Source organism: Streptomyces sp. NPDC111606, assembly GCF_055656945.1.
The window spans coordinates 968,008-993,064 of sequence record NZ_JBVKBY010000001.1; the positions used below are offsets into that span (position 1 = coordinate 968,008).

The 25,057-nt window shown below is 70.7% G+C and carries 23 protein-coding genes; 13 read left to right on the forward strand and 10 right to left on the reverse strand.

Annotated elements, in window-relative coordinates; genetic code table 11:
- Positions 1-38: 38 nt before the first annotated feature.
- Complete coding sequence (locus tag ACZ7M7_RS04485) at positions 39-1,520, forward strand: alpha/beta hydrolase (protein ID WP_472112722.1); 1,482 nt, start codon at positions 39-41, stop codon at positions 1,518-1,520.
- A 1-nt stretch (position 1,521) separates the two neighbouring features.
- Here ACZ7M7_RS04485 and ACZ7M7_RS04490 read toward each other — a convergent pair whose 3' ends face one another.
- Positions 1,522-1,956 (reverse strand): VOC family protein, encoded by a 435-nt coding sequence (locus ACZ7M7_RS04490; protein WP_383595347.1) that lies wholly within the window; start codon positions 1,954-1,956, stop codon positions 1,522-1,524.
- Positions 1,957-1,968: 12 nt separating this feature from the next.
- The gene (locus ACZ7M7_RS04495) at positions 1,969-3,129 is read right to left on the reverse strand and encodes an abortive phage infection protein (protein ID WP_472112725.1); all 1,161 of its coding nucleotides are present in this window, start codon (positions 3,127-3,129) and stop codon (positions 1,969-1,971) included.
- Between the two features lie 153 nt (positions 3,130-3,282).
- Here ACZ7M7_RS04495 and bla point away from each other — a divergent pair, with 153 nt between their 5' ends.
- On the forward strand, positions 3,283-4,164 hold the full coding sequence (bla, locus tag ACZ7M7_RS04500) for a class A beta-lactamase (protein WP_472112728.1): 882 nt from the start codon (positions 3,283-3,285) through the stop codon (positions 4,162-4,164).
- A 63-nt stretch (positions 4,165-4,227) separates the two neighbouring features.
- On the opposite strand, the gene ACZ7M7_RS04505 is transcribed toward bla, so the two are convergent.
- The 4 genes from ACZ7M7_RS04505 to ACZ7M7_RS04520 all read right to left on the reverse strand — a co-directional run bounded on the left by ACZ7M7_RS04505 (position 4,228) and on the right by ACZ7M7_RS04520 (position 8,469).
- Positions 4,228-4,653 (reverse strand): helix-turn-helix transcriptional regulator, encoded by a 426-nt coding sequence (locus tag ACZ7M7_RS04505; protein ID WP_383611153.1) that lies wholly within the window; start codon positions 4,651-4,653, stop codon positions 4,228-4,230.
- Positions 4,654-4,776: 123 nt separating this feature from the next.
- Complete coding sequence (locus ACZ7M7_RS04510; protein WP_453822024.1) at positions 4,777-7,140, reverse strand: ATP-binding cassette domain-containing protein; 2,364 nt, start codon at positions 7,138-7,140, stop codon at positions 4,777-4,779.
- An 85-nt stretch (positions 7,141-7,225) separates the two neighbouring features.
- Positions 7,226-7,636: a VOC family protein gene (locus tag ACZ7M7_RS04515; protein WP_328427750.1), complete on the reverse strand. Its 411-nt coding sequence runs from the start codon at positions 7,634-7,636 to the stop codon at positions 7,226-7,228.
- Between the two features lie 53 nt (positions 7,637-7,689).
- Positions 7,690-8,469, reverse strand: a complete 780-nt coding sequence (locus ACZ7M7_RS04520; protein WP_472112731.1) for a FadR/GntR family transcriptional regulator — start codon at positions 8,467-8,469, stop codon at positions 7,690-7,692.
- A 218-nt stretch (positions 8,470-8,687) separates the two neighbouring features.
- On the opposite strand from ACZ7M7_RS04520, the gene ACZ7M7_RS04525 reads away from it, so the two are divergent.
- From ACZ7M7_RS04525 to ACZ7M7_RS04545, 5 genes are read left to right on the forward strand one after another with little or no spacing between them, the layout of a single operon-like run.
- A complete protein-coding gene (locus ACZ7M7_RS04525) occupies positions 8,688-10,316 on the forward strand; it encodes an ABC transporter substrate-binding protein (RefSeq protein WP_472112734.1) in 1,629 nt (542 codons plus the stop codon).
- Positions 10,317-10,326: 10 nt separating this feature from the next.
- Positions 10,327-11,286 (forward strand): ABC transporter permease, encoded by a 960-nt coding sequence (locus ACZ7M7_RS04530; protein WP_383610850.1) that lies wholly within the window; start codon positions 10,327-10,329, stop codon positions 11,284-11,286.
- Positions 11,283-13,313, forward strand: a complete 2,031-nt coding sequence (locus tag ACZ7M7_RS04535) for a dipeptide/oligopeptide/nickel ABC transporter permease/ATP-binding protein (protein WP_383610853.1) — start codon at positions 11,283-11,285, stop codon at positions 13,311-13,313. The genes ACZ7M7_RS04530 and ACZ7M7_RS04535 overlap by 4 nt, the downstream gene beginning before the upstream one ends.
- Before the next feature lie 29 nt (positions 13,314-13,342).
- A complete protein-coding gene (locus ACZ7M7_RS04540) occupies positions 13,343-14,362 on the forward strand; it encodes an oligopeptide/dipeptide ABC transporter ATP-binding protein (RefSeq protein ID WP_383611156.1) in 1,020 nt (339 codons plus the stop codon).
- Positions 14,362-15,297 (forward strand): dihydrodipicolinate synthase family protein, encoded by a 936-nt coding sequence (locus tag ACZ7M7_RS04545; protein ID WP_383624952.1) that lies wholly within the window; start codon positions 14,362-14,364, stop codon positions 15,295-15,297. The genes ACZ7M7_RS04540 and ACZ7M7_RS04545 overlap by 1 nt, the downstream gene beginning before the upstream one ends.
- 29 nt (positions 15,298-15,326) lie before the next feature.
- Here the strand turns inward: ACZ7M7_RS04545 and ACZ7M7_RS04550 are convergent, their stop codons facing one another.
- The 4 genes from ACZ7M7_RS04550 to ACZ7M7_RS04565 are packed head-to-tail and all read right to left on the reverse strand — an operon-like array spanning position 15,327 to position 20,606.
- The gene (locus ACZ7M7_RS04550) at positions 15,327-16,523 is read right to left on the reverse strand and encodes a sialidase family protein (protein WP_383610856.1); all 1,197 of its coding nucleotides are present in this window, start codon (positions 16,521-16,523) and stop codon (positions 15,327-15,329) included.
- Between the two features lie 39 nt (positions 16,524-16,562).
- Positions 16,563-17,222, reverse strand: a complete 660-nt coding sequence (locus tag ACZ7M7_RS04555) for a response regulator (RefSeq protein ID WP_383610859.1) — start codon at positions 17,220-17,222, stop codon at positions 16,563-16,565.
- Positions 17,219-18,460, reverse strand: coding sequence for a sensor histidine kinase (locus ACZ7M7_RS04560; RefSeq protein ID WP_472112739.1), 1,242 nt, complete (start codon positions 18,458-18,460; stop codon positions 17,219-17,221). Before ACZ7M7_RS04560 ends, ACZ7M7_RS04555 begins: the two co-directional genes overlap by 4 nt.
- A gap of 46 nt (positions 18,461-18,506) precedes the next feature.
- On the reverse strand, positions 18,507-20,606 hold the full coding sequence (locus ACZ7M7_RS04565) for an MMPL family transporter (protein ID WP_472112741.1): 2,100 nt from the start codon (positions 20,604-20,606) through the stop codon (positions 18,507-18,509).
- Between the two features lie 474 nt (positions 20,607-21,080).
- On the opposite strand from ACZ7M7_RS04565, the gene ACZ7M7_RS04570 reads away from it, so the two are divergent.
- From ACZ7M7_RS04570 to ACZ7M7_RS04595, 6 genes are all read left to right on the forward strand, one after another.
- Positions 21,081-21,866, forward strand: coding sequence for an SDR family NAD(P)-dependent oxidoreductase (locus ACZ7M7_RS04570; RefSeq protein ID WP_383610868.1), 786 nt, complete (start codon positions 21,081-21,083; stop codon positions 21,864-21,866).
- Between the two features lie 108 nt (positions 21,867-21,974).
- The gene (locus ACZ7M7_RS04575; protein ID WP_383610871.1) at positions 21,975-22,298 is read left to right on the forward strand and encodes a darcynin family protein; all 324 of its coding nucleotides are present in this window, start codon (positions 21,975-21,977) and stop codon (positions 22,296-22,298) included.
- A 37-nt stretch (positions 22,299-22,335) separates the two neighbouring features.
- On the forward strand, positions 22,336-22,911 hold the full coding sequence (locus tag ACZ7M7_RS04580) for an NADPH-dependent FMN reductase (protein ID WP_472112744.1): 576 nt from the start codon (positions 22,336-22,338) through the stop codon (positions 22,909-22,911).
- Positions 22,908-24,392, forward strand: a complete 1,485-nt coding sequence (locus ACZ7M7_RS04585) for an FAD-dependent monooxygenase (protein WP_472112746.1) — start codon at positions 22,908-22,910, stop codon at positions 24,390-24,392. Before ACZ7M7_RS04580 ends, ACZ7M7_RS04585 begins: the two co-directional genes overlap by 4 nt.
- A gap of 60 nt (positions 24,393-24,452) precedes the next feature.
- Positions 24,453-24,782, forward strand: coding sequence for a TcmI family type II polyketide cyclase (locus ACZ7M7_RS04590; protein ID WP_383610881.1), 330 nt, complete (start codon positions 24,453-24,455; stop codon positions 24,780-24,782).
- Between the two features lie 14 nt (positions 24,783-24,796).
- A complete protein-coding gene (locus ACZ7M7_RS04595; protein ID WP_383610884.1) occupies positions 24,797-25,045 on the forward strand; it encodes an acyl carrier protein in 249 nt (82 codons plus the stop codon).
- Positions 25,046-25,057: the final 12 nt, after the last annotated feature.

Consider the following 25,057-nt stretch of genomic DNA (forward strand, 5'->3'; position numbering starts at 1 on the left):
GATGTGACGCTCCGTGAAGGTCCGTCAGGCTGCTGTGCATGAAGCAGATCACGAAGAGTGCCGCCCTGATGGCAGCCGCCTCCGGAGTCGTCTTCGGGCTCGTCACCCCGCTGACCGCGAACGCCACCGGCTCGCCCACGCCGCTGAAGTGGACCAAGTGCGAGGGCGAGGGGCTCGATCCGCGCCAGCAGTGCGCGACCCTCGCCGTCCCGATGGACTACGCCGACCCCGGCGGCCCGGAGATCGACATCGCCGTGTCGCGCATCCCCAGCGAGAAGCCGTCCGCACGCCGTGGCGCCCTGCTGCTGATCGCCGGCGGCCCGGGCGGCGACAGCCTGGGCGAACCCTCGGACAAGGGGCAGAGGCTGCCGCAGAAGGTGCGCGACACCTACGACCTGATCGGGTTCGCCCCGCGCGGCAACGCCCCCTCGACAGCGGTGAGCTGCGAGGTCGAGCATCGTGACCTCGCGCGCACGGCGCTGCGCCCCTGGCCGGCCCCGGACGGGTCCGTCACCGAGAACATGGCCACCGCACGGCGCATCTCGGACGCCTGCGCCCGTAACGGCGGCAAGCTGATGAAGCACATCAGCACCAGGAACAACGCCCGCGACATCGACAGCATTCGAGCCGCGCTCGGCGAGCGCAAGCTGTCCGCCTGGGGCGACTCGTACGGCACCTACATCGGCGCCACCTTCGCCGAGCTGTTCCCGCACCGCACGGACCGCATCGTGCTGGACAGCAACGACAACCCCGACCCCGTGCGAGCAGAGCGCGCCTGGCTGGAGTCGTTCGAGGCGGGCGTGGAGGACAACTTCCCCGTCTTCGCCAAGTGGGCGTCCCGGCCGGGCAACCCGGACCGTGTCGCCGGGACACCGGCCGAGGTCCGCTTGCGGTTCCTCGCCCTCGCCGCCCGCCTGGACCGCGAGCCCCTTCCCTGGCCCGGCGCCAACCCGGCGCAGCTGGACGGCAACGGCCTGCGCCAGACGATGCTGGACAGCCTGTACGACCCCGAGGACTACCCGGTGCTGGCCAAGCTGATGCTGGCCGTCGGCAAGGGCACGCTGCCGCCCGCGCCGGAGAACCCGCCGGAGGCGCTGGTGCAGAACTACACCGCCGTCGGCGCCGCGACCATCTGCAACGACGCCGCCTGGCCTCGGTCGGCCGCGGTGTACGAGAAGGGTGTCGCCGAGAGCCGCGCGAAGTATCCGCTCACCGCGGGTATGCCGAGGAACGCGATGGTGTGCGCCGCGTGGCCGTGGCAGCCGAAGGAGGCGCCGCCCCGGGTGACCGACCGCGGCCGGTCCAACGTCCTGCTGATCCAGAACGAGCGGGACGTGGCCACACCGCTGAGCGGCGCCCTGAAGATGCGTGAGGCCCTCGGCCGGCGTGCCGTGATGGTCACCGTGAACTCCACCGGCCATGGCGCCTACCTGGAGAACGGCAACGCGTGCGGCGACGCGACCGTCTCCCGCTTCCTGGCGACGGGCGAGCGGCCGGCCCGGGACACGTACTGCGAGTAGGTCAGCGTTCGGTCAGGGGTGCCGGGGACTCCTGGACCGCCCAGCCGTTGCCGTCGGGGTCCTGGAAGAAGAGGAAGGAGGTCCAGCTCTCCTCGCCTCGGCCCTCCGCCCAGCCGGACGCGCCCACATGCGTCACCGGGCTCACGTCGATCCCGCGCTCCACCAGCTCTGCCCTTGCCGCCTCGATGTCCGTGACGCACAGCTGAAGGCCCTGGAGGGAGCCGGGCGCCATCCGGGACTGGCCCGGTGCGTCCGGCATGCCGGACTCCAGCACGATGGAGCAGCGGGAACCGGGCGGGGTGAGCTGGACGAAGCGTGCGCCGTTGTAGAACGGCGCGTCGATGTCGACGCGGAAACCGCACTTGTCCTTGTAGAAGCTCTTGGCCCGGTCCAGGTCTGTGACCGGCACACCGATCAGCTCAAGGGTCCAGTCCATGGACGCACCTCCTCAGCCATGGTCACCCCGAGGGCCGGTCCCCGCCCGTCGGCCGTACTGGCGGGCCACCGCGTGGAACGCCTCCTTCGGTTCCCAGTGCCAGCCCGACGACGGGTCGTCGGGGCGGTCCTTGATGGCCTTGGTGATGCCGTAGCTCGCCAGGTCAAGGTCGTAGCGGGGGTTGTCGGCGCGGTGCGGGGCGTCCGCGGTGACGAACTCGAAGGCCATCGCCGCGTACAGGCCCATCGACTCGAAGACCTCCAGCAGATCGACCAGGTAGGCGGCCTGGGTGCGCTCGCTGCGCACCAGGTCGCCCTTGATCTCGTGGGGCTCCTTCGTGTAGTCGACGATGTCCCAGCCCATGCCGCCCGCCTCGGGCGCCCCGACGTACGCGCACGTGCCGAACTCGGTGATGGCCAAGGGCTTGCCCCAGCGCAGATGGCGGCGCAACTCGCGGACGTAGTCGGCCGGTTGGGAGAAGAACGAGTAGTAGTCGATGCCGACGACGTCGAAGAGGTTCCAGTCGACCGGTTCGAACTCCTCGTCCTGGGCGGCGGCGTAGCTGAGGCGGCCGTGGAAGACGGAGCGGCCGACGGCGGCCGCCTGCGTGGTGAAGCGGGCCAGGCGGCGCTGCATCTTCGCCATGTCGACATTGCCCTTCTGGAGGTTGTCGACGCGCTCCAGGACCGTCGCGCCGGGGATGATCCCCGGCACGAACAGCCAGAACTCGCAGCCCACACTGAAGTCGACGCTCGCGCCCTGCCGGCGCAGCCGCTCCGCGAACCGGCCGCACTCCGCGATGCCGTCCAGGATCTCCCGCTCGGGCACATCGCCCAGGGTCGGCTGGAGCCAGACGTGCAGCCCGCGTTCGGCGGCCTCGGCGGCCGTGGCGGTGAGGCGCTCGACGCCGTCGCCGGTGACGTCGATGGTGTCGGCGTGCAGGTCGTCGCGGATCACCCGGACATCCCTGCGCATCCGGGCGGCGCTCCACGCGGTGCCGGGTGTCTCGCCGGCGCCGACGGTGTAGACGACGCCCCGGTGCTTCAGACCCCGGTGCTCGTGCCCTCGCCCGGTCGCCGCGGCCCGCCCGGCGGGCAGTGCCGCTCCCGCCAGTCCGACGGCCGCCGCCCCCGCCAGAAACCGTGCCCTGCTGATCCCCTTGGTGTTCTCCATACGGCCACTGTGGCGAGCGCGGGCCGGGCGCGCCGTCGGCCGATGGTCTACGGCGCCGCAACCAAGGGATGACGGGCGGCGTCGATCAATGAAGAGATCGTCGACGACCCCCGAGCGAAGGAGAGCAAGATCCGAGTCTCCGCCAAGTCCCCGATGACCCGCCGCACCCTCCTCACGGCCGGCACCACCGCCACCGCGGCCGCCCTCCTCGCGAGCACCCCGGCCCACGCCACCGGCGGCACCGACGTGACCGCCCGGCTCCGCGCGCTGGAGCGTCAACACGGCGCCCGCCTGGGCGTGTTCGGGCACAACCTCGCCACCAGGCGGACCGTCCGGCACCGCGCCGACGAGCTCTTCCCGATGTGCTCGGTGTTCAAGACCCTGTCGTCCGCGGCCGTCGTGCGCGACCTCGACCGCGACGGCGAGTTCCTGCGCCACCGCATCCACTACACGGAGGCCGACCTGCCGAAGGAGGGCTCCGACAAAACCAGGGAGAACCTCGCCACGGGGATGACGGTCGCCGAACTGTGCGAGGTCGCCATCACCTACAGCGACAACGGCGCCGCCAATCTCCTCCTGCGCGAACTGGGCGGCCCCACCGCCGTCACCCGCTTCGCCCGCTCCCTCGGCGACCCGGTGACGCGCCTCGACCGCTGGGAGCCGGAGCTGAACTCGGCCGAGCCGTGGCGGGTCACGGACACCACGAGCCCCCGCGCGATCGGCCGCACCTACGCCCGCCTGGTCCTCGGCGACGACGCCCTGAACCGCGCCGACCGCGAGCTCCTCACGCACTGGCTGCTGAGCAACACGACCAGCGGCAAACGCTTCCGCGCGGGCCTGCCCCCGACCTGGACGATCGCCGACAAGACGGGTTCGGGTTCCTACGGCACCACCAACAACGTCGGCCTCGCCTGGACCCCCGAGGGCACCCCCCTCGTCCTCGCCGTCCTGTCCACGAAGCCCGACCGGGACGCGGAGTGGGACGACGCCCTGGTCGCCGAGTCGGCCAGGCTGCTGGCTCAGGCGCTCACCTGAGGCGTCGCGCTTGTGCGGGTGACAAGCCGGGGGCGCCGTCCCGGGGACGGCGCCCCCGGCCCGTCACGATGCCTGCGGCTGCGCCGAGCTGCCGACCGGCGCCTCACCGGCGACCGCCGCCGCCCGGCTGAACGGCACTTCCCGGTTCCGCAGCGGCCTGGTCACCTGTTTCGCCACGCACGACGGAATCCCCGCCGTAGCGTCCGCCGCCTGCCGCCGGTAGGCGCTGGGCGTCATGCCGACCAGCTCCGTGAAGCGCGTGCTGAAGGTGCCCAGCGACGAGCAGCCGACCTCGAAGCAGACCTCGGTGACACTGAGGTCGCCGCGGCGCAGCAGCGCCATGGCGCGCTCGATCCGCCGCGTCATCAGGTAGCCGTACGGCGACTCACCATAGGCGAGCTTGAACTCGCGGCTGAGGTGCCCGGCCGACATGTGCACGCCGCGCGCGAGCGCCTCGACGTCCAGCGGCTGGGCGTACTCCCGGTCCATCCGGTCACGGACCCGGCGCAGCAGCGCGAGGTTCCGCAGCCGCTGTTCCTCGGACGTCGAGTTGGATCGCACACCCACATTCTCGCGGGCCAGGTCCCGGCCCGTCCAGAAGCACATCGCGGGTCAGCCGCCGACGTAGGCCGCGAGGTGCTCGCCCGTGAGGGTGGAGCCGTCGGCGACCAGGTCGGCGGGGGTGCCCTCGAAGACGATCCGGCCACCGTCGTGACCGGCGCCGGGGCCGAGGTCGATGATCCAGTCGGCATGCGCCATGACGGCCTGGTGATGCTCGATCACGATGACCGACTTGCCGGAGTCGACGAGCCGGTCGAGCAGACCGAGCAGCTGCTGGACGTCGGCGAGGTGGAGGCCGGTGGTCGGCTCGTCGAGGACGTAGACGCCGCCCTTGTCCCCCATGTGCGTGGCCAGTTTCAGCCGCTGCCGCTCACCGCCGGACAGCGTGGTCAGCGGCTGGCCGAGGGTGAGGTAGCCGAGGCCGACATCCGCCATCCGCTCGACGATCTTGTGCGCGGCGGGAATCCGCGCCTCGCCCGCGCGGAAGAACTCCTCGGCGTCGGTCACCGACATCGCGAGCACCTCGCTGATGTCGCGGCCGCCGAGGTGGTACTCCAGCACCGACGCGTCGAACCGCTTGCCCTCGCAGTCCTCGCAGGTGGTGGCGACGCTCTGCATGATCGCCAGGTCGGTGTAGATGACACCGGCGCCGTTGCAGGTGGGGCAGGCGCCCTCGGAGTTGGCGCTGAACAGGGCCGGCTTCACACCGTTGGCCTTGGCGAAAGCCTTGCGGATCGGGTCGGCCACTCCGGTGTACGTCGCCGGGTTGCTGCGCCTGGAGCCGCGGATCGGGGTCTGGTCGACCGACACCACGCCCTCGTCGGAGGGGATCGAGCCGTGCACGAGCGAGCTCTTGCCGGAGCCTGCGACGCCGGTGACGACGGTGAGCACGCCGAGCGGGATGTCGACGTCGACGTCCTGGAGGTTGTTCGCGCCCGCGCCGCGGATCGGGAGCGTGCCGGTGGGCTTGCGGACCGTGTCCTTCAGGGTGGCCCGGTCGTCGAGATGCCGCCCGGTGACCGTGTCACTCTTGCGCAGCCCCTCCAGCGTGCCCTCGAAGCAGACGGTGCCGCCCGCCGTGCCGGCGCCGGGGCCGAGGTCGACGACGTGGTCGGCGATGGCGATGGTCTCCGGCTTGTGCTCGACGACGAGCACGGTGTTGCCCTTGTCCCGCAGGCGCAGGAGCAGGTTGTTCATGCGCTGGATGTCGTGCGGGTGCAGGCCGATCGTCGGCTCGTCGAAGACGTACGTGACGTCGGTGAGCGAGGAGCCGAGGTGACGGATCATCTTGGTGCGCTGTGCCTCGCCGCCGGAGAGGGTGCCGGAGGCGCGGTCGAGCGAGAGGTAGCCGAGGCCGATCTCCACGAACGAGTCCAGGGTGTGCCGGAGCTTGGCGAGCAGCGGCGCCACCGACGGCTCCTTGAGCCCGCGGGCCCATTCGGCCAGGTCACGGATCTCCATGGCGCAGGCGTCGGCGATGTTGATCTTGCCGATCTTCGAGGAGCGGGCCAGCTCGCTGAGGCGGGTGCCGTCGCAGTCGGGGCACCGGGCGAAGGTGACCGCCCGGTCCACGAAGGCCCGGATGTGCGGCTGCATCGACTCGCGGTCCTTGGACAGGAAGGTCTTCTGGAGCTTCGGGATCAGCCCTTCATAGGTGAGGTTGACCCCGTTGATCTTGACCTTGGTCGGCTCGCGGTAGAGGAAGTCGTGCCGCTCCTTCTTGGTGTACTTCCGGATCGGCTTCTCCTTGTCGAAGAACCCCGACTCGGCGATGACCCGGACCACCCATCCGTCCCCGGTGTAGGTGGGGATGGTGAACGGGTCCTCGGAGAGCGACTTCGAGTCGTCGAACAGCTGCGTGAGGTCGATGTCGGAGACCGTGCCCCGGCCCTCGCAGTGCGTGCACATGCCGCCCGTGCGGCTGAAGCTGACCTTCTCGGTCTTCGTCTTGTCGGCACCCCGGTCGATCGTGAACCCGCCGCTCGCGGAGACCGAGGCGACGTTGAAGGAGTACGCGGCGGGCGGGCCGATGTGCGGCTTGCCGAGCCGGCTGAAGAGGATACGCAGCATCGCGTTGGCGTCGGTGGCGGTGCCGACGGTGGAGCGGGGGTCGGAGCCCATGCGCTGCTGGTCGACGGTGATCGCGGTGGTCAGCCCGTCGAGGACGTCGACCTCGGGCCTCGCGTTGTTGGGCATGAAGCCCTGCAGGAACGCGCTGTAGGTCTCGTTGATCAGCCGCTGCGACTCGGCGGCGATCGTGTCGAACACCAGCGAGCTCTTGCCCGAGCCGGAGACGCCGGTGAACACCGTCAGGCGGCGCTTCGGAATCTCGATGCTGACGTCCTTGAGGTTGTTCTCGCGCGCGCCGTGCACGCGGATCAGGTCATGGCTGTCGGCAACGTGCGGCTCGGTCATCGTGAAGTCTCCATCTGCAACTCGGTCGGGAACGCTGCCGGCAAGGGCGGGGGTGGAGGCCGGGGCGGGTTGGACGGGCTGGGTCTCAGCCCCGCTCCTGGATACGGATCAGGTTGCCCGCCGGGTCGCGGAACGCGCAGTCGCGGATGCCGTACGGCTGGTCGGTCGGCTCCTGGACGACCTCGGCGCCGCTCGCCTGCACCTTCTCGAAAGTGTCGTCGACGTTCGAGGTGGCGAGCAGGATCCAGCCGTAGGTGCCCTTGGCCATCATCTCGGCGATGACGCGGCGCTCGTCCTCGGTGATGCCGGGGTCGGCGGTGGGGGGCGCGAGGAGGATGGACGTACCGGGCTGGCCGGCGGGGCCGACCGTGATCCAGCGCATCTTGTCCTGACCGACATCGGTACGGACCTCGAAACCGAGCGCGTCGCGGTAGAAGGCGAGGGAGGCCTCGGGGTCGTCGTGCGGGAGAAAACTGGCGTGAATGCTGATGTCCATGGCGGTCACGCTAGCGGCGCGCAGGTGCGGGCGCTTCTCGATTCCTGACCGCCTCAGCCGGGGGGCTCTGCCTCTCGATGCCGGTCCGGGCATTCCAGCCCGAGACGCCCCTGCGCCGCCCGCGCCGCGATCCCCCGGAAATGCACCGCCATCGCCCGCTGCGCCCCCTCCACATCACGGGCCCGCAGCGCCGTCACGATGTCCCGGTGCCGGCCGGCCGTGACGTCGGGTGAGGGGTCGTCGGCGCGGCCGCGGGCGCCGGACACCCGCCGGAAGACCGTCCAGAACGCGGCAAGCAGCTGCGGCACCAGGTCGTTGCCGAGCGACGCGTACAGCAGCTCATGGAACTCGCGGTCCAGGTCGGGAAAGGCGCGCCCCGCCCGCCCCGCCGCCTCCATCCGCGCCACGACCGCCTCCAGCCGGTCCAGCTCGGCCTCCGTCACCGTCGCCGCCACCCGCCGGATCAGGCCCTCCTCCAGCACCTCCCGCACCTGAAGGATCTCCGCCAGCGCCCCCGAGTCGTCATGGTCGTGCCGGGCGAGCGTGCGAAACGTCAGACCGTCGATCAGCGGAGTGAGCGAGGCCTGGCCGACATACGTCCCGTAGCCGTGCCGGATCTCCACGATGTCGAGGGCCTGGAGCGCCTTGAGCGCCTCACGGACGGAGTTGCGGCTGACGCCGAGGTCCTCCATCAGCTCGGCCTCCGTGGGCAGCAGCGCGCCCGCCTGGAGCCTGCGGTCGATGATCAGCTGCATGACCTGACGCTGGATCCGGCTGTTCCTGGACTCCTCGGACGTACGACTGTTCCTGGGCTGCCCGGGCATGCGGCGCATCGTACGCGCACCTGGACGTCCCACGTCCCATGTCCGCCCGAACGGTCCCTGACGGGGGGTCAACTCGCGCCATTTCACAGCGTCATTGGTCCGACCTGTGGCAGATGCGCCATTCGTGTGAGATCCCTTGACCGCCCCCACCACCCCACCTATGGTCGCGCTGACCGTCAGGACGTAGGACGTCGTATCTCCTCACACAACCCACCGCTGGAGGACCCGTGCGCGACGTGACCCACGACGTGCCGGCGCTGCACCGCCGGTCGTTCCTGAAGTACACCGGCGCGCTGAGTGCGGCCGCCGCCGTCTCCGCGTCACTGTCGGCCTGTTCGTCGGGGCCCCAGTCCACGAACGAGACCGGCGGGGGCGGTGGCCGGAACCGGACGCTGACGGCGGTCATCGGCTACGGCAACGACGGCAGCTGGGACCCGACCCAGACCGCGTCCGCCTTCTGCATGGCCGCCAACAACCACATCTACGAGGGGCTGCTGGACACCGACCCGATCTCGCGGGAGCCGTACGCCGCGCTCGCGACCCAGGTGCCGGCCGACCCGAACGCCACGACCTGGAGGTTCACCCTGCGCGCGGGCGCGAAGTTCCACGACGGCAAGCCGGTCACGGCCGACGACGTCGTCTTCGTCTTCGACCGGATCCTCGACCCGAAGACCCAGACCCTCGCCAAGGGCTTCTTCGCGAGCTGGCTGAAGGAAGTCCGCAAGATCGACGCGCAGAACGTCGAGCTGGTCCTCAAGTTCCCCTTCCCGGACGGGATTTCACGGCTGACCCTGGCCAAGATCATGCCGAAGCACGTCTTCTCCCAGCCGGGCGGCTGGGAGGACGCCATCGCGGGCAAGGCGATCGGCTCGGGGCCGTACCGGCAGACCGCGCACCACCCGAAGTCCAACACCACCTTCGAGGCGTTCGCCGACTACAACGGCCCGCGCAAGGCCGCCTTCAAGAAGATGAACTGGCTGACGATCGTGGACGCGGCGCCGCGCGTGGCCAGGATCTCGGGCGCGAGTGCCGGTGCGCAGATCGCCGACAACATCCCGTACGCCAACATCGGGCAGCTGGAGGGCGGCGGGCTGACGGTGGCGGGCGGCGCCGGGATGAACAACCTCTTCCTGATGTTCAACACCAAGCACAAGCCCTTCGACGACGTACGCGTCCGCCAGGCGCTCCACTACGCCATCGACACCGGGAAGATGATCGAGGTCGCCCTCAAGGGGCACGGGAAGCCGGCGTCGTCCTTCCTCAACGAGGCCAACCCCACATACCGGCGCGCGAAGAGCGTCTACGACTACGACCCCGACAAGGCGAAGGCGCTGCTGAAGGAAGCCGGGGTCAGCGGGCTGAAGATCGAGATCCTGGCCGTCAACGTGAGCTGGATCGTCGACTGTCTGCCGACCATCAAGGCGTCCTGGGACGCGATCGGCGTCAAGACCACCCTCTCCCCGCAGGAGACGACGGCCGTCTTCACCAAGATGGACCAGAAGCAGGACTACCAGGTGGTCGCCGCGGCCTCGAACCCCAACCAGTTCGGCCTCGACGCCGACCTGATCATGCACTACAACTACGGCCCCGAGAACCTGTGGATGCAGTACACGCGGTGGGCCGACAACTCGATCGCCAAGGCGCTCTTCAAGGACATGGACCGGGCGACCCGGGAGCCGGACGCCGAGAAGAAGAAGACGATCGTGCAGGACTACATCGACGTCGTCGCCGAGCAGGCCGTGCTCTACCCGGTCGTCCACAACGAGCTGATGACGGCCTGGAACCCCAAGCAGCTCAGCGGGATAAGGGCACAGCCGTATCCCGGCATCAACCTCCTCCAGGCCAAGTGGGCCTAGGAGCCCTTCTGTGATCACCGTCGTAAGGATCCTGGCCCGCCGCGTCGCGCTGCTCGTGCCGCTGATGCTGGGCATCGTGCTGTTCGTGTTCCTGGTGATGCGGTTCTCGGACGTCGACCCGGCGTCCGCGTTCTTCCAGGGCGCGAACCCCACCGCCCAGCAACTGCACGACTTCCGCGAGGAGAACGGCCTGCTGGACCCCCTCCCCGTCCGCTACGTCGTCTTCATCGGCGACCTGCTCCACGGCGACATGGGCATCAGCGCCCTGACCCGGGCGCCGGTCGTCGACCAGGTCATGACCGCGCTGCCGCTGACCCTCCAGCTCACCTTCCTGGGCCTCGGCATCGCGGTCGTCCTGTCCCTGGTCGGCGGCGTGACGGCCGCCATCTACCGCGACCGGCTCCCCGACCAGATCATCCGGGTCGTCTCCCTCACCGGAGTCGCCGCTCCCGGCTTCTGGCTGGCGCTGCTGATGATCCAGTACCTGGCCGTCGACCTCGGCTGGTTCCCGACCGGCGGCTACATCAACCCGGCGGACTCCTTCACGGGCTGGCTCAAGACCATGACGCTCCCGGCGCTCGCCCTCTCGCTGCCGGTGGCGGCGCAGCTGACGCGGATCGTGCGGACGTCGGTGGTGGAGGAGCTGGACAAGGACTACGTCCGCACGGCGATCGGCAGCGGGCTGCCGCCGCGGGTGGTCGTCGGGCGCAACGTCCTGCGCAACGCGCTCATCAACCCGCTGACGGTGCTCGGCCTGCGCGTCGGCTACCTGCTGGGCGGCGCGGTGGTCATCGAGACGATCTTCTCCCTCCCCGGGATGGGGAAGCTGATGATCGACGCGGTGAAGAACGGTGACCCGGCGGTCGTCCAGGGCGTCGTCCTGACCACGGCGACCGGCTTCGTGGTCGTCAACCTCGTCATCGACATCCTGTACCTGCTGGTCAACCCGCGCCTGCGGGAGGCGACATGACGTTCAACCGCAAGCGTCTCGCCGAGGCGCTGTCCCGGCCCGGCATCCGGCTGCGCGGCTGGCGCCGGCTGCCCCTGCTGTCGAAGGTCGCCGTCTGCTTCCTGGCGGTCGTGGTCCTGACGGCCCTGCTCGCCCCGCTCCTCGCCCCGCACGACCCGCTCGACCAGCAGCCGCCCATCGACGGCACCGGGCATCCGTCCGCCGAGCACTGGATGGGCCAGGACAGCCTCGGCCGGGACATCCTCAGCCGGCTGATGTACGGCGCCCGCTGGTCGCTCGCGATCGGGCTCGGCGCGACCGGGCTCGCGCTCGTCGTGGGCGCCCTGATCGGCGCGATCGCGGCGACCTCCCGCAAGGCGGTCGACGAGACGCTGATGCGCTGCCTGGACGTGGTGATGGCGTTCCCCGGCATCGCGCTGGCCGCCGTGCTCGTCGCGGTCTTCGGCGGCGGGATCACCGTCCTGATCTGCGCGATCGCGTTCCTGTTCACGCCGCCGGTGGCCCGAGTCGTCCGGGCGAACGTCCTCGACCAGTACGGCGAGGACTATGTGACGGCGGAACGGGTCATCGGCGCCCGCACCCCGCACATCGTCATCAAGCACGTGGCGATCAACTGTGCCGCCCCGGTGCTGGTGTTCTGCACGGTCCAGGTGGCGGAGGCGATCGTCTTCGAGGCGTCGCTGTCCTTCATCGGAGCCGGCGTCCGTCCCCCCGACCCCTCCTGGGGCAGCGTCATCGCGGACGGCAAGAACATGGTGCTCACCGGCGGCTGGTGGGCGACCGTCTTCCCCGGCCTGCTGATGCTGGTGACGGTGCTCTCGCTGAACATCCTCTCCGAGGGCGTGTCGGACGCGTGGGCGGCGCCCACGGCCCGCGAGGTCGACGTACGCAAGCACGACGACCGCCTCGAGGCGCCGGAGCCGGGCAGCGGTGAGGTGCTGCAGCTGCCGGGGCTGACGGAGGCGGCGGCGCGGCTGCGGGCACGGGCGCGGCCGTTGCCCCAGGGGCAGCTGCCGGTGCTCGCGGTGGAGCACCTGGCGATCGGGTTCGAGGGCCGGCACAGCGGCGTGGACATCGTCGACGGCATCAGCTTCGAGGTGCAGCCGGGTGAGGTCCTGGGCCTGGTCGGCGAGTCGGGCTGCGGCAAGTCGCTCACCGCCCTCGCGGTGATGGGCCTGGAGCCCAAGGGCGCCCGGGTGCGCGGCCATGTCCGTTTCAACCAGCGGCAGTTGGTGGGTGAGCCGATGCGGGTGCGCCGCAAGCTGCTGGGCCACGAGATGGCGATGATCTACCAGGACGCCCTGTCCTCCCTGAACCCGGCGATGACGATCCGCTCCCAGCTCAAGCAGGTCGTCCGCCGCGGAGGCCACCGCAGCCCCCACGAACTCCTGGGGCTGGTCGGCCTCGACCCCGACCGCACGCTGCGCAGCTACCCGCACGAACTCTCCGGCGGGCAGCGCCAGCGCGTCCTGATCGCCATGGCCCTGTCCCGCGACCCCAAACTGATCGTCGCCGACGAGCCGACGACCGCCCTGGACGTCACCGTGCAGGCGCAGATCATAGAGCTGCTGCTGAGGCTGCGGGAGGAACTGGGCTTCGCCCTGATCCTCGTCTCGCACGACCTCGCGCTGATCGCGGACGTCACCGACCGGGTGGTCGTGATGTACGGCGGCCAGATCGTCGAGACCGGCGTGACCGCCGACCTGGTGGAGGCGCCGGCGCATCACTACACGCGGGGCCTGCTCGGCAGCGTGCTGTCGCTTGAGTCGGCACAGGAGCGGATGACGCAGATCAAGGGCGTCGTGCCCTCCCCCGCCGACTTCCCGGCCGGCTGCCGTTTCGCGGACCGCTGCCCGCTGGCGAGCGAGGTGTGCCGGACGACGCCGCCCGACCTGGTGGGGACGGCCACGCACACGGCGGCCTGCCATCATCCGGCGATCGTGCTGGCGCCGACAGACCGCTCGGGCTGCATTCTCCCGGGGGATAACCCCCGGACCCCCAGCAGAAAGGCAGGTCAGCTGGAATGACCGGCGCGAACTTCGCGACGCATGCCCATGTGAACGCGCTGGTGGAGCTCTCGGACGCGCACGTCGTGCACAGGGCGCGCAGCGGCGGGCTGTTCACCCGGGACAAGGTGTACGCCCTGACCGGCGCCGATCTCGTCATCGCGCCCGGCGAGACGGTGGGCGTGGTCGGCGAGTCGGGGTGCGGCAAGTCGACGCTGGCGAAGGTCCTGGTGGGAGTGCAGCGCCCGACGTCGGGCACGGTGGCCCTGCGGGGGCGCGACCTGTGGACGATGGCGCCGGCCGAGCGCAGGACGGCGGTGGGCGCCGGCATCGGGATGATCTTCCAGGACCCGTCGACGGCACTGAACAGGCGCCTGACGGTCCGGCAGATACTGCGGGACCCGATGGACGTGCACGACCGGGGCACGAGGAGCGAGCGCGAGGACCGGGTCAGGGAGCTGATGTCCTTGGTCGGCCTCCCGCGCGCCCTGACGGACGCCCTTCCCGGCCAGCTCTCCGGCGGCCAGCGCCAACGCGTGGCCATCGCCCGCGCACTGGCCCTGGACCCCGATCTGGTGGTGGCGGACGAGCCGACGAGCGCGCTGGACGTCTCGGTGCGGGCCCAGATCCTGAACCTCCTCCTCGACCTGAAGGAGCGGCTGGGCCTCGCCCTGGTCTTCGTCTCGCACGACATCCAGACGGTACGCCGGATGAGCGACCGCGTGATCACGATGTACCTGGGCCGGATCGTCGAGGAGGCCCGGGCGAGCGGGGTCACCGACGGCTCCCGGCACCCGTACACCCGCGCCCTCTTCTCCGCGACCCCCGGCCTGCTCGACCCCATCGACCCGATCCCGCTCGTCGGCCCGGTCCCCTCCGCGACCCGGCCGCCGAGCGGGTGCCCCTTCCGGACGCGATGCTGGAAGGCGGACGAGGTGTGCGCCGAGGCGATGCCGGACTTCTCGGCCGCGTCAACGCCCGAGCACCGTTACAGGTGTCACCATCCGGTGGAGGAGGGCGAGGCCACGCGCGACCTCGTACGACAGAGCCACAGTTCCAGGGAGCCTTGATCATGATCCCCACCCCGCTCACCGGTGTCATCCCGCCCGTCTGCACGCCCCTGACACCGGACCGCGAGGTGGACGTCCCGTCCCTGCTCAGGCTGGTCGACCACCTGGTGGAGGCCGGGGTGCACGGCCTGTTCGTGCTCGGCTCGACGTCGGAGGTGGCGTATCTGACGGACGCGCAGCGACGGGTGGTGGTGGAGGCGGTGGCCGGGCACGTCGGGGGCCGGCTCCCGGTGCTGGCCGGAGTGATCGACATGACCACGCCGAGGGTGCTGGACCATGTACGCGAGGTCACCCGGGCGGGTGCGGACGCGGTGGTCGCCACAGCGCCCTTCTACGCCCGGACCCACCCCGCCGAGATCGCCCGCCACTACCGCCTGATCGCGGCCGCGTGCCCCGTCCCGGTGGTGGCGTACGACCTCCCGGCCGCCGTCCACGTCAAACTCCCCGCCCAGGTGATCCTCGACCTGGCCGCCGAGGGCGCCCTGGCCGGCCTCAAGGACTCCAGCGGCGACCTCGCCGCCTTCCGCGAGGTCGTCATCGGCGCCCGCACCCGGTCCGACATCACCGGCTTCAGCGTCCTGACCGGCTCCGAACTCATCGCCGACGCCGCGCTTGCGGTGGGGGCGGACGGGGCGGTGCCGGGGCTCGCGAACGTCGACCCGCGGGGGTACGTGCGGCTCTTCGAGCTGTGCCGGGCCGGGGACCGGGAGTTGGCCCGGGCCGAGCAGGAGCGGTTGTGCGGGCTGTTCGGAATGGTGACTGTCGGGGATCCCGGGCGGATGGGGGGTAGCTCGTCGGCATTGGGGGCCTTCAAGGCGGCGCTGCATCTGCGGGGGGTCATCGACTGCGCGGCCACGGCGGAACCGCAGGTGGCGTTGTCGACGGAGGAGGTTGAGCGGGTGGGGAAGTTCTTGGCGGGGGCGGGGTTGTTGTAGGCGTTGTTTCACGCCGGAGGGGCTGGTTTTCAGCTCATCGGCAACCTGCGGAACTCGATCGTCTCGTACGTCCCCTCCACCCCCGTCTCGTACAGAATCCCCACCACGCCCCGCCCCAGCGGCACCAGATCCGAGTACGCCGCCCGCTGCTGAGACAGCGTCAGCGCCTTCGTGAAGGTCGCCCCACCGTCCGTACTCCGCCACACCGCCATCGACTGACGCGCGGTGGGCACGGAAGGCCCGGAGAAGAGCAACGCGCCACGAACACCGGGGAGTTGGAGGACGCTCCCCTCCACCACCGGTACCTCGTTCAACGCCGGCTGAACCGTGTACGGCCGGTCCAGCGTCTCACCGCCGTCACCGGAGTGGCTGTCGAGCCGGTTCCCCGCACTCGTGCCGTTCTGGTCCCGGGAGTTGAAGTACAGCCTGCCGTCGGGGAGTTCGGCCGCAGTGGACTCATTCGCGTTGCTGAAACCGTCGTACGAGTCGTCGACGAAACCCATCCGCCAGGAACGCCCGCCGTCGTCGCTGTAGATGGCATGGGCGCCGTAGTACTTGGACTCCTGCCCGGTGTCCCCGGACCCCGGCGCCGGCGCGGCCGAGTGGTTCGACGCGACGACCAGCCGCCCGGCATGCGGACCGCGCCGCAGCGCGATGGCGTGACCGGGGCCGGTGGCGTACCAGCGCCAGTTCGACGGCTTCACCTGGCCCGTGATGTCCCGCGGCGACGAGAAGTGGCGGCCGTCGTCCGCGCTCCGCTGGACGAACACCCGCCGGCTCTGCTCCGGCGTCGCCTCGCCCCGCATGATCTGCGCCTCCGTCACATCCCCGCTGTTGTAGGAGGTGACCAGCACGACCGCGCCGGTGCGCGGGTCCACCACGGGGGCCGGGTTGCCCCGGGTGTCCCCGTCTCCCGAGGCGACCACGGACTGCGGGCCCCAGGTGCAGCCGCCATCGAGGGAGCGTCTGAGGACGACATCGATGTCGCCGGTGTCGCCCGCCCCGTCGTGCCGGCCCTCGGCGAAGGCCAGCACCGTGCCGCGCGGGGTCGTGATCGTCGCCGGGATGCGGTAGGTGTCGTAGCCGCCCTCGCCCGAGACGTACGGCACGGAGGACGTGCAGCCGGCTTCCCCCGCCGAGGCGTTGCCGGTCGCGACCAGGGGGGTGGTCAGGAGTACTGCGGTGACTAGGTACGTACGACTGAGTGAGCGCCTCAGGATGGTCATCGAGCTCCTTTGACGGAGGGTCGGACAGTGCCCTGTCCGTCACAGGATCCCCGGTGTCACCATCCCTGACTCATAGGCCACGATGACCAACTGCGCCCGGTCGCGGGCTCCCAGCTTCCCCATGATGCGGCTGACGTGTGTCTTCGCCGTCAGCGGGCTGAGCCCCAATGCTTCCGCGATTTCCGTGTTGTTGAGCCCGCGGGCGACCAGCGTCAGCACTTCGCGTTCACGCCCGGACAGGCATTCGGGCCCGCCGGCCGTGGGTGCGGAGGGGCTGCGCAGGAACCGCTCGATCAGCCGTGCGGTCGGCCCCGGCGACAGGAGTGCCTCCCCCGCGGCCACCGTGCGGATGGCGTCGAGGAGTTCCGCCGGGCGGGTGTCCTTGACGAGGAATCCGGAGGCGCCGGCGCGCAGCGCGTCCACGATGTTCTCGTCGGTGTCGTAGGTGGTGAGGACCAGCACCCGCACCCCGGCCAGGTCCTCGTCGGCCGCGATCAGGCGGGTCGCCTCGATGCCGTCGAGGTCGGGCATGCGGATGTCCATCACGACGAGGTCGGCGCGGGTGCCACGGGCCAGTTCCGCGGCCTCCCGGCCGGTGGCCGCCTGGCCGACGACCTCCATGTCGGGGGCCGACTCGACCAGCATGGCGAACGCCTCCCGCACGAGCGTCTGGTCGTCCGCGAGCAGGACGCGGATCATCTCTGTCCTCCCCCGTCGGTTCCGACAGGCAGTACGGCGCTCACCCGGAATCCCCCCTCGTCGCCCGGTCCGGCGTCGAGTGTGCCACCCACGCTGCGGGCCCGCTCCCGCATGCCGACGAGGCCGTAGCCGGGGACGGGAGCCCGGGGGGCGGGGCAACTGCCGTCGTCGGTGACCGACACGCGCAGGGCGCCCTGCTCCTCGTACAGCTCCACCCGTACGGCAGGTTCGGGCCCGGCGTGCCGTACGACGTTCGTCAGCGCTTCCTGCACGATCCGGTACGCGGCCGCCCCGACGGCGGGCGGTGTCTCCCGCACCCGCACCTCCGACGCCACCCGCGCGCCGGCCAGCCGCGCCGCCGCCACCAGGTCCGGCACCCCGTCCAGCCCGGGCAGCGGTCCGCGTGCCTCGCCCACCGCGCCCTGCTCGCGCAGGAGTTCCAGCGTCGTACGCAGCTCGCCGCGCGCCGTGCGGCAGGTCCCGGCGATGTCGTCGAGCGACTTGGCGATCGCCTCGCGGTTCAGCCGCTCGGGGTCGGCGGCCAGGACGTGCGCGGCCACCGATGTCTGCACGCCGATGAGTGTGATGCTGTGGGCGAGCAGGTCGTGCAGGTCACGGGCGATGCGCAGGCGCTCCTCGGCGACCCGGCGGCGGGCCTCCTCCTCGCGGGTGCGTTCGGCGCGCTCGGCGCGTTCGACGATGGCGGCGACGTACTGGCGGTAGTAGCGCACGTCGATGCCGCAGAACAGGAACGCGAAGACCCAGCCGGAGATCCGCAGGAGCTCCACCGTCCCGTCGGGGTTGGTGAGGGCGTTGAGGATCAGTGTCACGCCGAGGACGGCGGCGCCGGTGAGCAGCGTGCGGCGCACCGTGCCGGTCGCCGCGATCGTGTACAGCACCACCATGGTCGCGAAGATGGGCGCGGCGTGGTTGTTCTCGAGGGCGTGGTACGGGGCGATGCAGACCATCGCCACGAGCAGGACCAGCAGCGGACGGTGGCGCCGCCACACCAGGGGCACGTGGGCGGCGAGCAGCAGGGTCCAGCCGAGCGCGTCGGGGCGCACTTCCTTGCCGCCGAGCAGGGCCATGGCCGTGGCGAGAACGGCCCAGGCCACGGCCAGCAGCGCGTCGTTGCGTGTGCGGTGCGGGGCGGTGAGGGGGTCGCGGTTGATCGCCGCCATGATCCGCTCGCCGGGGCGGGACCGCGCCGCCTTCGTGGTTGCCTGCACGGAGTTCATCTTCCGGGACGGGGGCGCCCCTCCGGGAGGGAGGGGCGCCGGTCGGTCAGGACACGGAGACGGCCACGGGCTCCGGTTCCTTCGGCGGGGCCGGCGGTCGGGGTCCCTCGGGTGCTGCGCGGGAGAGGGGGCCCGGCCACCACATCCTGCGCCTCAGTGCCACGCTCGCGCTGGTGACCAGGTAGGTGCGGACCAGGAAGGTGTCCAGCAGCACGCCGACGGCGATGACGAAGCCCAGCTCGACGAGGGGGACGAGCGGCATGCTGGTGAGCACCGCGAAGGTGGCGGCGAGGACGAGCCCGGCGGAGGCGATGACGCCGCCCGTGGTGCGCAGCGCGGTGAGCGCGGCCGACGCCGGTTCGGCGCCGTTCAGGCACTCCTCGCGCATCCGGTGCATCAGGAAGATGCCGTAGTCGACGCCGAGGGCCACCAGGAACACGAAGGAGAGCAGTCCCAGCCCCGGGTCCGTGCCCTCGAAGCCGAAGAGCGGCTCGAAGACGAGCCCGCCGATGCCGAGCGCCGCGCCCCACACGGCGACCACGGCCGCCACCAGGATCAGCGGCGCGACGAGCGAGCGCAGCAGGGCGACGAGGATCAGCAGCACGGACAGCAGCACGATCGGTACGACGACCAGGCGGTCGCGGGCGTTGGTGTCCTTCAGGTCGATCTGCTCGGCGCTCGGCCCGCCGACGTAGGAGCCGTCGAGCTTGTCGCGCAGGGCCTCGATGGTGGCGGTCTCCCCGGCGGACTGGGGTGCCGCGGTGGCGAGGACGGAGATCTCCGTCCAGCCGTTTCCGGAACGGCCTTCCTGCGCGCTGTCGACGCCGTCGGTGCCGCGGATCGACGCGAGCGTCTCGGCGGCGCGGCCCTCCCGCGCGATGACGGTGATGGGCTGGGTGCCGCGCTCGGGGTAGGCCTCGGCGAGCGTCTCCATGGCGGCGACCGCGTCGGGCTTGCTGGTGAAGGAGTCCTCCTGCTTGAGGTTGCCGGGCAGGTTCAGGGCGCCGAGCGCGAGCGCGCCGAGCAGGACCGCGCCGCCCGCGAGGACGGTCAGGGGCCGGCGTCCGGCGGAGCTGCCCATCGCCGTGAACAGGGACCGGCGGGCCTTGGGTGTGCTGCCGTAGCGGGGCACGAGCGGCCAGAACACGCGCCGGCCGAGCAGCACGAGGATCGCGGGCAGCAGGGTCAGCATCGCGGCCAGTGCGCACAGCACGCCGACGGTGCCGAGCGGGCCCATGCCCCGGCTGGAGTTGAGGTCGGCGGCGAGCAGGCACAGCAGTCCGGCGGCGACGGTGCCGGAGGAGGCGAGCACGGCGGGCCCGCAGCCCTTGAGCGCGGCGGCCATGGCGTCGTACGGCCGCTCGATCCGCCGTAGTTCCTCCCGGTACCGGGAGACGAGCAGCAGCGCGTAGTCGGTGCCCGCGCCGAACACGAGGATCGTCATGATGCCGGAGCTCTGGCCGGAAACGGACGTTCCGAACCCCTGGTTGAGGCCGTAGGCGACGCCCATCGACAGATAGTCGGCCATGCCCGCGACGGCGAGCGGGACGAGCCACAGGAACGGGCTGCGGTAGATGAGGATCAGCAGCAGCGCGACCACGGCGGCGGTGGTGTACAGCAGCGGCCCGTCGAGCGAGTTGTAGACCTCGCTCGCGTCGGTCGCGAGCGCGCCGGCCCCGCCCACGTCGACGCTCAGCCCGTCACCGCCGCGCGCGATGTCCCGTACGTCGTTGACGAGTTCGTCACGGGCCTTCTCGTCCTGCCCCGGCTCGGTACTGGCGACCGGGTACATCAGGGTGGTGCCGTCCTGGGACGGAATGCCTTCGGGTTTCCCGGTGAGCCGGTGCGCCCCCGCGATCCGCTCGATCTGTTCGGCGGCGGTCGCCCTGTCCCCCGCGCTCAGCCCGCCGTCCCGGTGATAGACGACGACCATCTCGGTGGCCTCGCCACCCGGCAGCCGGTCCTCGATCTTCGCCACCTGCGTGGAGTCGGCGCTCGCCGGCAGATAGTCGACGGCACGATCCCGCTGCACATCCGCCAGCTTCGACGCGAACGGCGAGGCGAGTGCCAGTACGGCGATCCACAGCCCCAGCACGAGCCAGGGAACGGCCCGTCGTCGCCGTGTACTTGTCCTTGCGGCCCCCATCTGACGGGCCTCCCTCCGGTCCGGATGTCTGGGTCGATTCCAGACTCCCGGCGCGAAGGGGCCGGTTCGTCGGGCGCGAGGGCGAGTTCGGGGGTACTGCCGGGGGTGGCGGAAGGGAGCGCCTACTCCCTGGGGAGTAACGGCGGACCGGTCTTCGGGGACGTCGAGCGCCGGATCGCCGGAGTGTCCAGGTGTGAGGTGGAGCGCCTTCGGGCCAAGTGCCGAAGACCCCCCTTGACAACTCGACCTGGAGTGAAGAACATATACATCACATTGGCAATTCTGTGCCAATTGAGCACTCGCCTCGAATCCTGGCGCTCAGCCGATTCCAAGCGGGATCGAGCTCGATCCCCGCGAGTGAGGACTTTCCAGAAGGGCCCGGACGTCTCCGGGCCTTTTTCTTTGCGACGCCACGGGCCATGCCCGCGAACGGTGTTGCCCGCATGCGCTTTTGACCTCACGTGAGGAGAAGGAATGACGCAGGCCAACGGGAAGACAGCAATCGTCACCGGGGCGACCAGCGGTATCGGTCTGGCCGTCGCGCACCATCTCGGCAGCATCGGATATCGCGTCTTCCTCTGCGCGCGCAGCGCCGACTCCGTGAAACTGACGGTGGAGCAGTTGCGGGCCGCGGGCCACGACGCCGACGGCATCGACTGCGACGTCCGCTCCTCCGAGCAGGTGCGCGCCATGGTGACCGCCGCCGTCGAGCGCTTCGGCACCATCGACGTGCTCGTCAACAACGCGGGCACCGGAGGCGGCGGGGTGACCGCAGACCTCACCGACGAGGCCTGGCACACCGTCATCGACACGAACCTCAACAGCGTCTTCCGGGTCACCCGGGACGTGCTCTCCATCGGCGGCCTGCGGGACAAGAGCTGGGGACGGATCGTCAACATCGCCTCCACCGCCGGGAAGCAGGGGGTCGTCCTGGCCGCCCCCTACTCGGCGTCCAAGCACGGCGTCGTCGGGTTCACGAAGTCCCTCGGCAACGAGCTGGCGAAGACCGGCATCACCGTGAACGCCGTATGTCCGGGGTACGTGGAGACGCCGATGGCCGAACGCGTGCGCAGCGGATACGCGGCGGCGTGGGAGACCACCGAGGACGACATCCTCGAAAGGTTCCAGGCCAAGATTCCGCTCGGCCGCTACTCCAGTGTGGACGAGGTGGCGGGCATGGTCGGCTACCTGGTCAGCGACACCGCCGCCTCGGTGACGGCACAGGCCATCAACGTCTGCGGCGGCCTCGGCAACTTCTGAGCGCCGCAGGACATGCGCGCAGGACATGCGCGCAGGGCCGGCGCGCCGCAGGAGCGCGCTGCCCACGACCGACTCGGCGTACAGCACGGCACCTCAAGGAGAAGTCCCATGAAGTACACGGCGTTTCTCGGCGTCCGGTTCGAACCGGAGTGGTTCGTCATGAGCCCCTCCGAACGCGACACGTTCGAAGCGGAACACCTCTTTCCCGTTCTCGGGAAACACGCGCAGTTTCTTGAGATCCGACCGTTCCGAGCCGCGGCTTTCGGGGCCCGGCACACAAACTTCTTCCTCGTCCAATTCGACGATGTCGACGACTACAGCGGGCTCATCGAGTCGCTGAGCGAAAGCCCGATGATGAGCCGGCGTTACGTCACCATCACCGACAACCACATCGGCATCGAGGAGAAGTATCAGGCCGATCGCGACGAGTAGTCCGCCGTTACGTGCTCATACCTCTACGGGAGCAAGCATGACCAGAATCGGCATCATTCTCGGCAGCACCCGGCCCGGACGCAGCGGTGAAGGGGTGGCCCGGTGGGTCCTCGACCTCGCCGGCCGCCGCGACGACGCGGAGTACGAACTCATCGACATCGCCGAACAGGCACTCCCCCACTTCGACGAGCCGATCCCGCCGCTGGCCGGCTCCTACAGCCACCCGCACACCCTCGCCTGGGCCGAACGCATCGGGCGGCTGGACGGGTTCGTCTTCGTGACGCCCGAGTACAACCACTCGGTGCCGGGAGCGCTCAAGAACGCGATCGACTTCCTGTTCGCGGAGTGGGGCAACAAGGCGGCCGGATTCGTCGGATACGGGCCCACCGGGGCCATCCGTGCCGTCGAGCACCTCCGGCTCATCATGTCCGAACTCCAGGTCGCCACCGTGCGCGCCCAGGCGGCGCTCACCTTCGCCGCCGACTTCGCCGACTACGCGACGTTCCGGCCCGCCGAGGGGAGCAGGGCGACGGTCGAGCTGGTGCTCGACCAGGTCGTCTCCTGGAGCCAGGCGCTGGAGCCGGTACGGCGGAAGGCGGGGCAGGACCGGTGACCGCCACCCCGGAACCCGACGCGCAGGTGATCGTGGCCGGAGCCGGACCGACCGGTCTCATGGCGGCGGGCGAACTGCGGCTCGGTGGAGCCGACGTGATCGTCCTCGACAAACTGGCGGAGCCGGTCAGCGAGTCCCGCGGACTCGGCTTCACCGCACGGGCCACCGAAGTACTGGACCAGCGCGGCCTGTTGGCGGAGTTCGACAACCCCGAGATCAGCGCCAAGGGCCACTTCGGCGGCATCGAACTGGACTACTCCGTACTGCCCGACGGCCACTTCGGCGTGCGCAACGTCGAACAGACCGAGACCGAAGCGGTGCTGACCCGCTGGGCCGTCGGTCTGGGCGCCAGGCTCCTGCGCAGCCACGAGATCCTCGCCGTGACCCAGGAGGACGACTTCGTCTCGGTCGAGGTCTCCGGACCGGACGGCCGGCACGTGCTGCGCTGCTCCTACCTCGTCGGTGCCGACGGGGGGCGCAGCACCGTACGCCAGGCCGTGGGCATCGACTTCCCCGGCCAGGACGCGACCTGCGAGATGTTCCTCGCCGATGTCGCCGGAGCCGCCATCCGTTCGCGCTTCCTCGGCGAACGGGTGCCCGGCGGCATGGTCATGGCCGCCCGGCTGGGCGACGACCTGGACCGGATCATCGTCTGCGAACGCGGCACCCGGCCCGGCGAACGCAGCACCCCGCCGACGTTCGACGAGGTGGCCGGCGCCTGGCAGCGGCTCACCGGGGAGGACATCAGCCACGGCGAGGCACGGTGGATCAGCTCCTTCACCGACGCCTCCCGGCTGGCCGCTCAGTACCGCGTCGGGCGGGTCCTGCTGGCGGGCGACGCGGCCCACATCCACCTGCCCGCAGGCGGTCAGGGGCTCAGCGTCGGGGTGCAGGACGCGGTCAACCTCGGCTGGAAGCTCGCCGCGGTCGTCACCGGTCGCAGCGGCCCCGAACTCCTCGACACGTATCACGAGGAGCGGCATCCGGTGGGGGCCCGGGTACTGACCAACACCCGCGCGCAGGGACTGCTCTACCTCGGCGGGACGGAGGTGGAGCCGCTGCGCGCCGTCTTCGGCGAACTGATGCGGAACGACGACGTCGCCCGGCACCTGGCCGGGATGGTCACCGGCTTCGACGTCCGCTACGAACCAGCCGGGGGCGGCCACCCTCTCCTCGGGCTGCGGATGCCGCCCTGCGAACTGCTCACCTCGGACGGCCCCACGACCACCACACGGCTGCTGCACACGGGGCGCGGGGTGCTGCTCGACCTGGCCGGCGATCCCGCGGTGCGCCGTACGGCCGAGGGCTGGGCGCCCCAGGTCGACGTCGCCACGGCGACCTCGGCGGACGAGCGGCTCGCGGGCACGAGCGCGGTGCTGCTGCGCCCCGACGGCCATGTGGCCTGGGCGGCGCCCGACGGCGGAGAGCTCACCGCGGCGCTCCACACCTGGTTCGGCCCGGGGCCCGCCGCGCGCGCCTGAGGACCGGCACCGGGACATCGCAGTCGGCTCCGACGGGGCCGCAAAGAGACGAGGAAGGCCATGCACACCACTCTGATCGTCGCCCGCCTGGACCCGAAGTCGATCGACGCCGTAGGGGGCCTCTTCGAGGCGTTCGACCGCACGGAGATGCCGCACCGCATGGGAACCCTGCGCCGGCAGTTGTTCAGTTACCAGGGGCTGTACTTCCACCTCCAGGACTTCGCCTCGCAGGACGGCTCGGAGCGGATCGCCGAAGCCCGGTCGCACCCCCTGTTCACGGGGATCAGCGACGACCTCAAGCAGCACATCACCGCATACGACCCCGCGACCTGGCGCTCGCCCGCGGACGCGATGGCACAGCGCTTCTACCACTGGGAGCAGGAATCCTGAAAGGACGAAAACGGATGACCATCACAGCGTTCACCGTCGACGACCTCAAGAAGGCGCTGTTCAGTGCCGCCGGTGCGGACGAGGGCATCGACATGGAGGGCGACATCCTGGACCGGTCGTTCTCCGAGCTCGGTTACGACTCGCTCGCGCTGCTGGAGACCGCGGCGCTCATCTCCCGGGAGCACGGCATCAGCCTGGAGGACGATGCCGTCACCGCCGTCACCACCCCGCGCGAACTCATCGCGCTGATCACCTCCGCATGAGCGCGGCCGCCC

What these genes read in the sequence shown, in the direction of transcription:
- ACZ7M7_RS04505 (WP_383611153.1), bottom strand. Translation starts at nt 4,653, where the DNA reads ATGGACCGGGAGTACGCCCAGCCGCTGGACGTCGAGGCGCTCGCGCGC.
- ACZ7M7_RS04515 (WP_328427750.1), bottom strand. Translation starts at nt 7,636, where the DNA reads ATGGACATCAGCATTCACGCCAGTTTTCTCCCGCACGACGACCCCGAG.
- ACZ7M7_RS04495 (WP_472112725.1), bottom strand. Translation starts at nt 3,129, where the DNA reads ATGGAGAACACCAAGGGGATCAGCAGGGCACGGTTTCTGGCGGGGGCG.
- ACZ7M7_RS04535 (WP_383610853.1), top strand. Translation starts at nt 11,283, where the DNA reads ATGACGTTCAACCGCAAGCGTCTCGCCGAGGCGCTGTCCCGGCCCGGC.
- ACZ7M7_RS04550 (WP_383610856.1), bottom strand. Translation starts at nt 16,523, where the DNA reads ATGACCATCCTGAGGCGCTCACTCAGTCGTACGTACCTAGTCACCGCA.
- ACZ7M7_RS04520 (WP_472112731.1), bottom strand. Translation starts at nt 8,469, where the DNA reads ATGCGCCGCATGCCCGGGCAGCCCAGGAACAGTCGTACGTCCGAGGAG.
- ACZ7M7_RS04565 (WP_472112741.1), bottom strand. Translation starts at nt 20,606, where the DNA reads ATGGGGGCCGCAAGGACAAGTACACGGCGACGACGGGCCGTTCCCTGG.
- ACZ7M7_RS04485 (WP_472112722.1), top strand. Translation starts at nt 39, where the DNA reads ATGAAGCAGATCACGAAGAGTGCCGCCCTGATGGCAGCCGCCTCCGGA.
- ACZ7M7_RS04510 (WP_453822024.1), bottom strand. Translation starts at nt 7,140, where the DNA reads ATGACCGAGCCGCACGTTGCCGACAGCCATGACCTGATCCGCGTGCAC.
- ACZ7M7_RS04560 (WP_472112739.1), bottom strand. Translation starts at nt 18,460, where the DNA reads ATGAACTCCGTGCAGGCAACCACGAAGGCGGCGCGGTCCCGCCCCGGC.
- ACZ7M7_RS04555 (WP_383610859.1), bottom strand. Translation starts at nt 17,222, where the DNA reads ATGATCCGCGTCCTGCTCGCGGACGACCAGACGCTCGTGCGGGAGGCG.
- ACZ7M7_RS04490 (WP_383595347.1), bottom strand. Translation starts at nt 1,956, where the DNA reads ATGGACTGGACCCTTGAGCTGATCGGTGTGCCGGTCACAGACCTGGAC.
- ACZ7M7_RS04575 (WP_383610871.1), top strand. Translation starts at nt 21,975, where the DNA reads ATGAAGTACACGGCGTTTCTCGGCGTCCGGTTCGAACCGGAGTGGTTC.
- ACZ7M7_RS04580 (WP_472112744.1), top strand. Translation starts at nt 22,336, where the DNA reads ATGACCAGAATCGGCATCATTCTCGGCAGCACCCGGCCCGGACGCAGC.
- ACZ7M7_RS04595 (WP_383610884.1), top strand. Translation starts at nt 24,797, where the DNA reads ATGACCATCACAGCGTTCACCGTCGACGACCTCAAGAAGGCGCTGTTC.
- bla (WP_472112728.1), top strand. Translation starts at nt 3,283, where the DNA reads ATGACCCGCCGCACCCTCCTCACGGCCGGCACCACCGCCACCGCGGCC.
- ACZ7M7_RS04590 (WP_383610881.1), top strand. Translation starts at nt 24,453, where the DNA reads ATGCACACCACTCTGATCGTCGCCCGCCTGGACCCGAAGTCGATCGAC.
- ACZ7M7_RS04570 (WP_383610868.1), top strand. Translation starts at nt 21,081, where the DNA reads ATGACGCAGGCCAACGGGAAGACAGCAATCGTCACCGGGGCGACCAGC.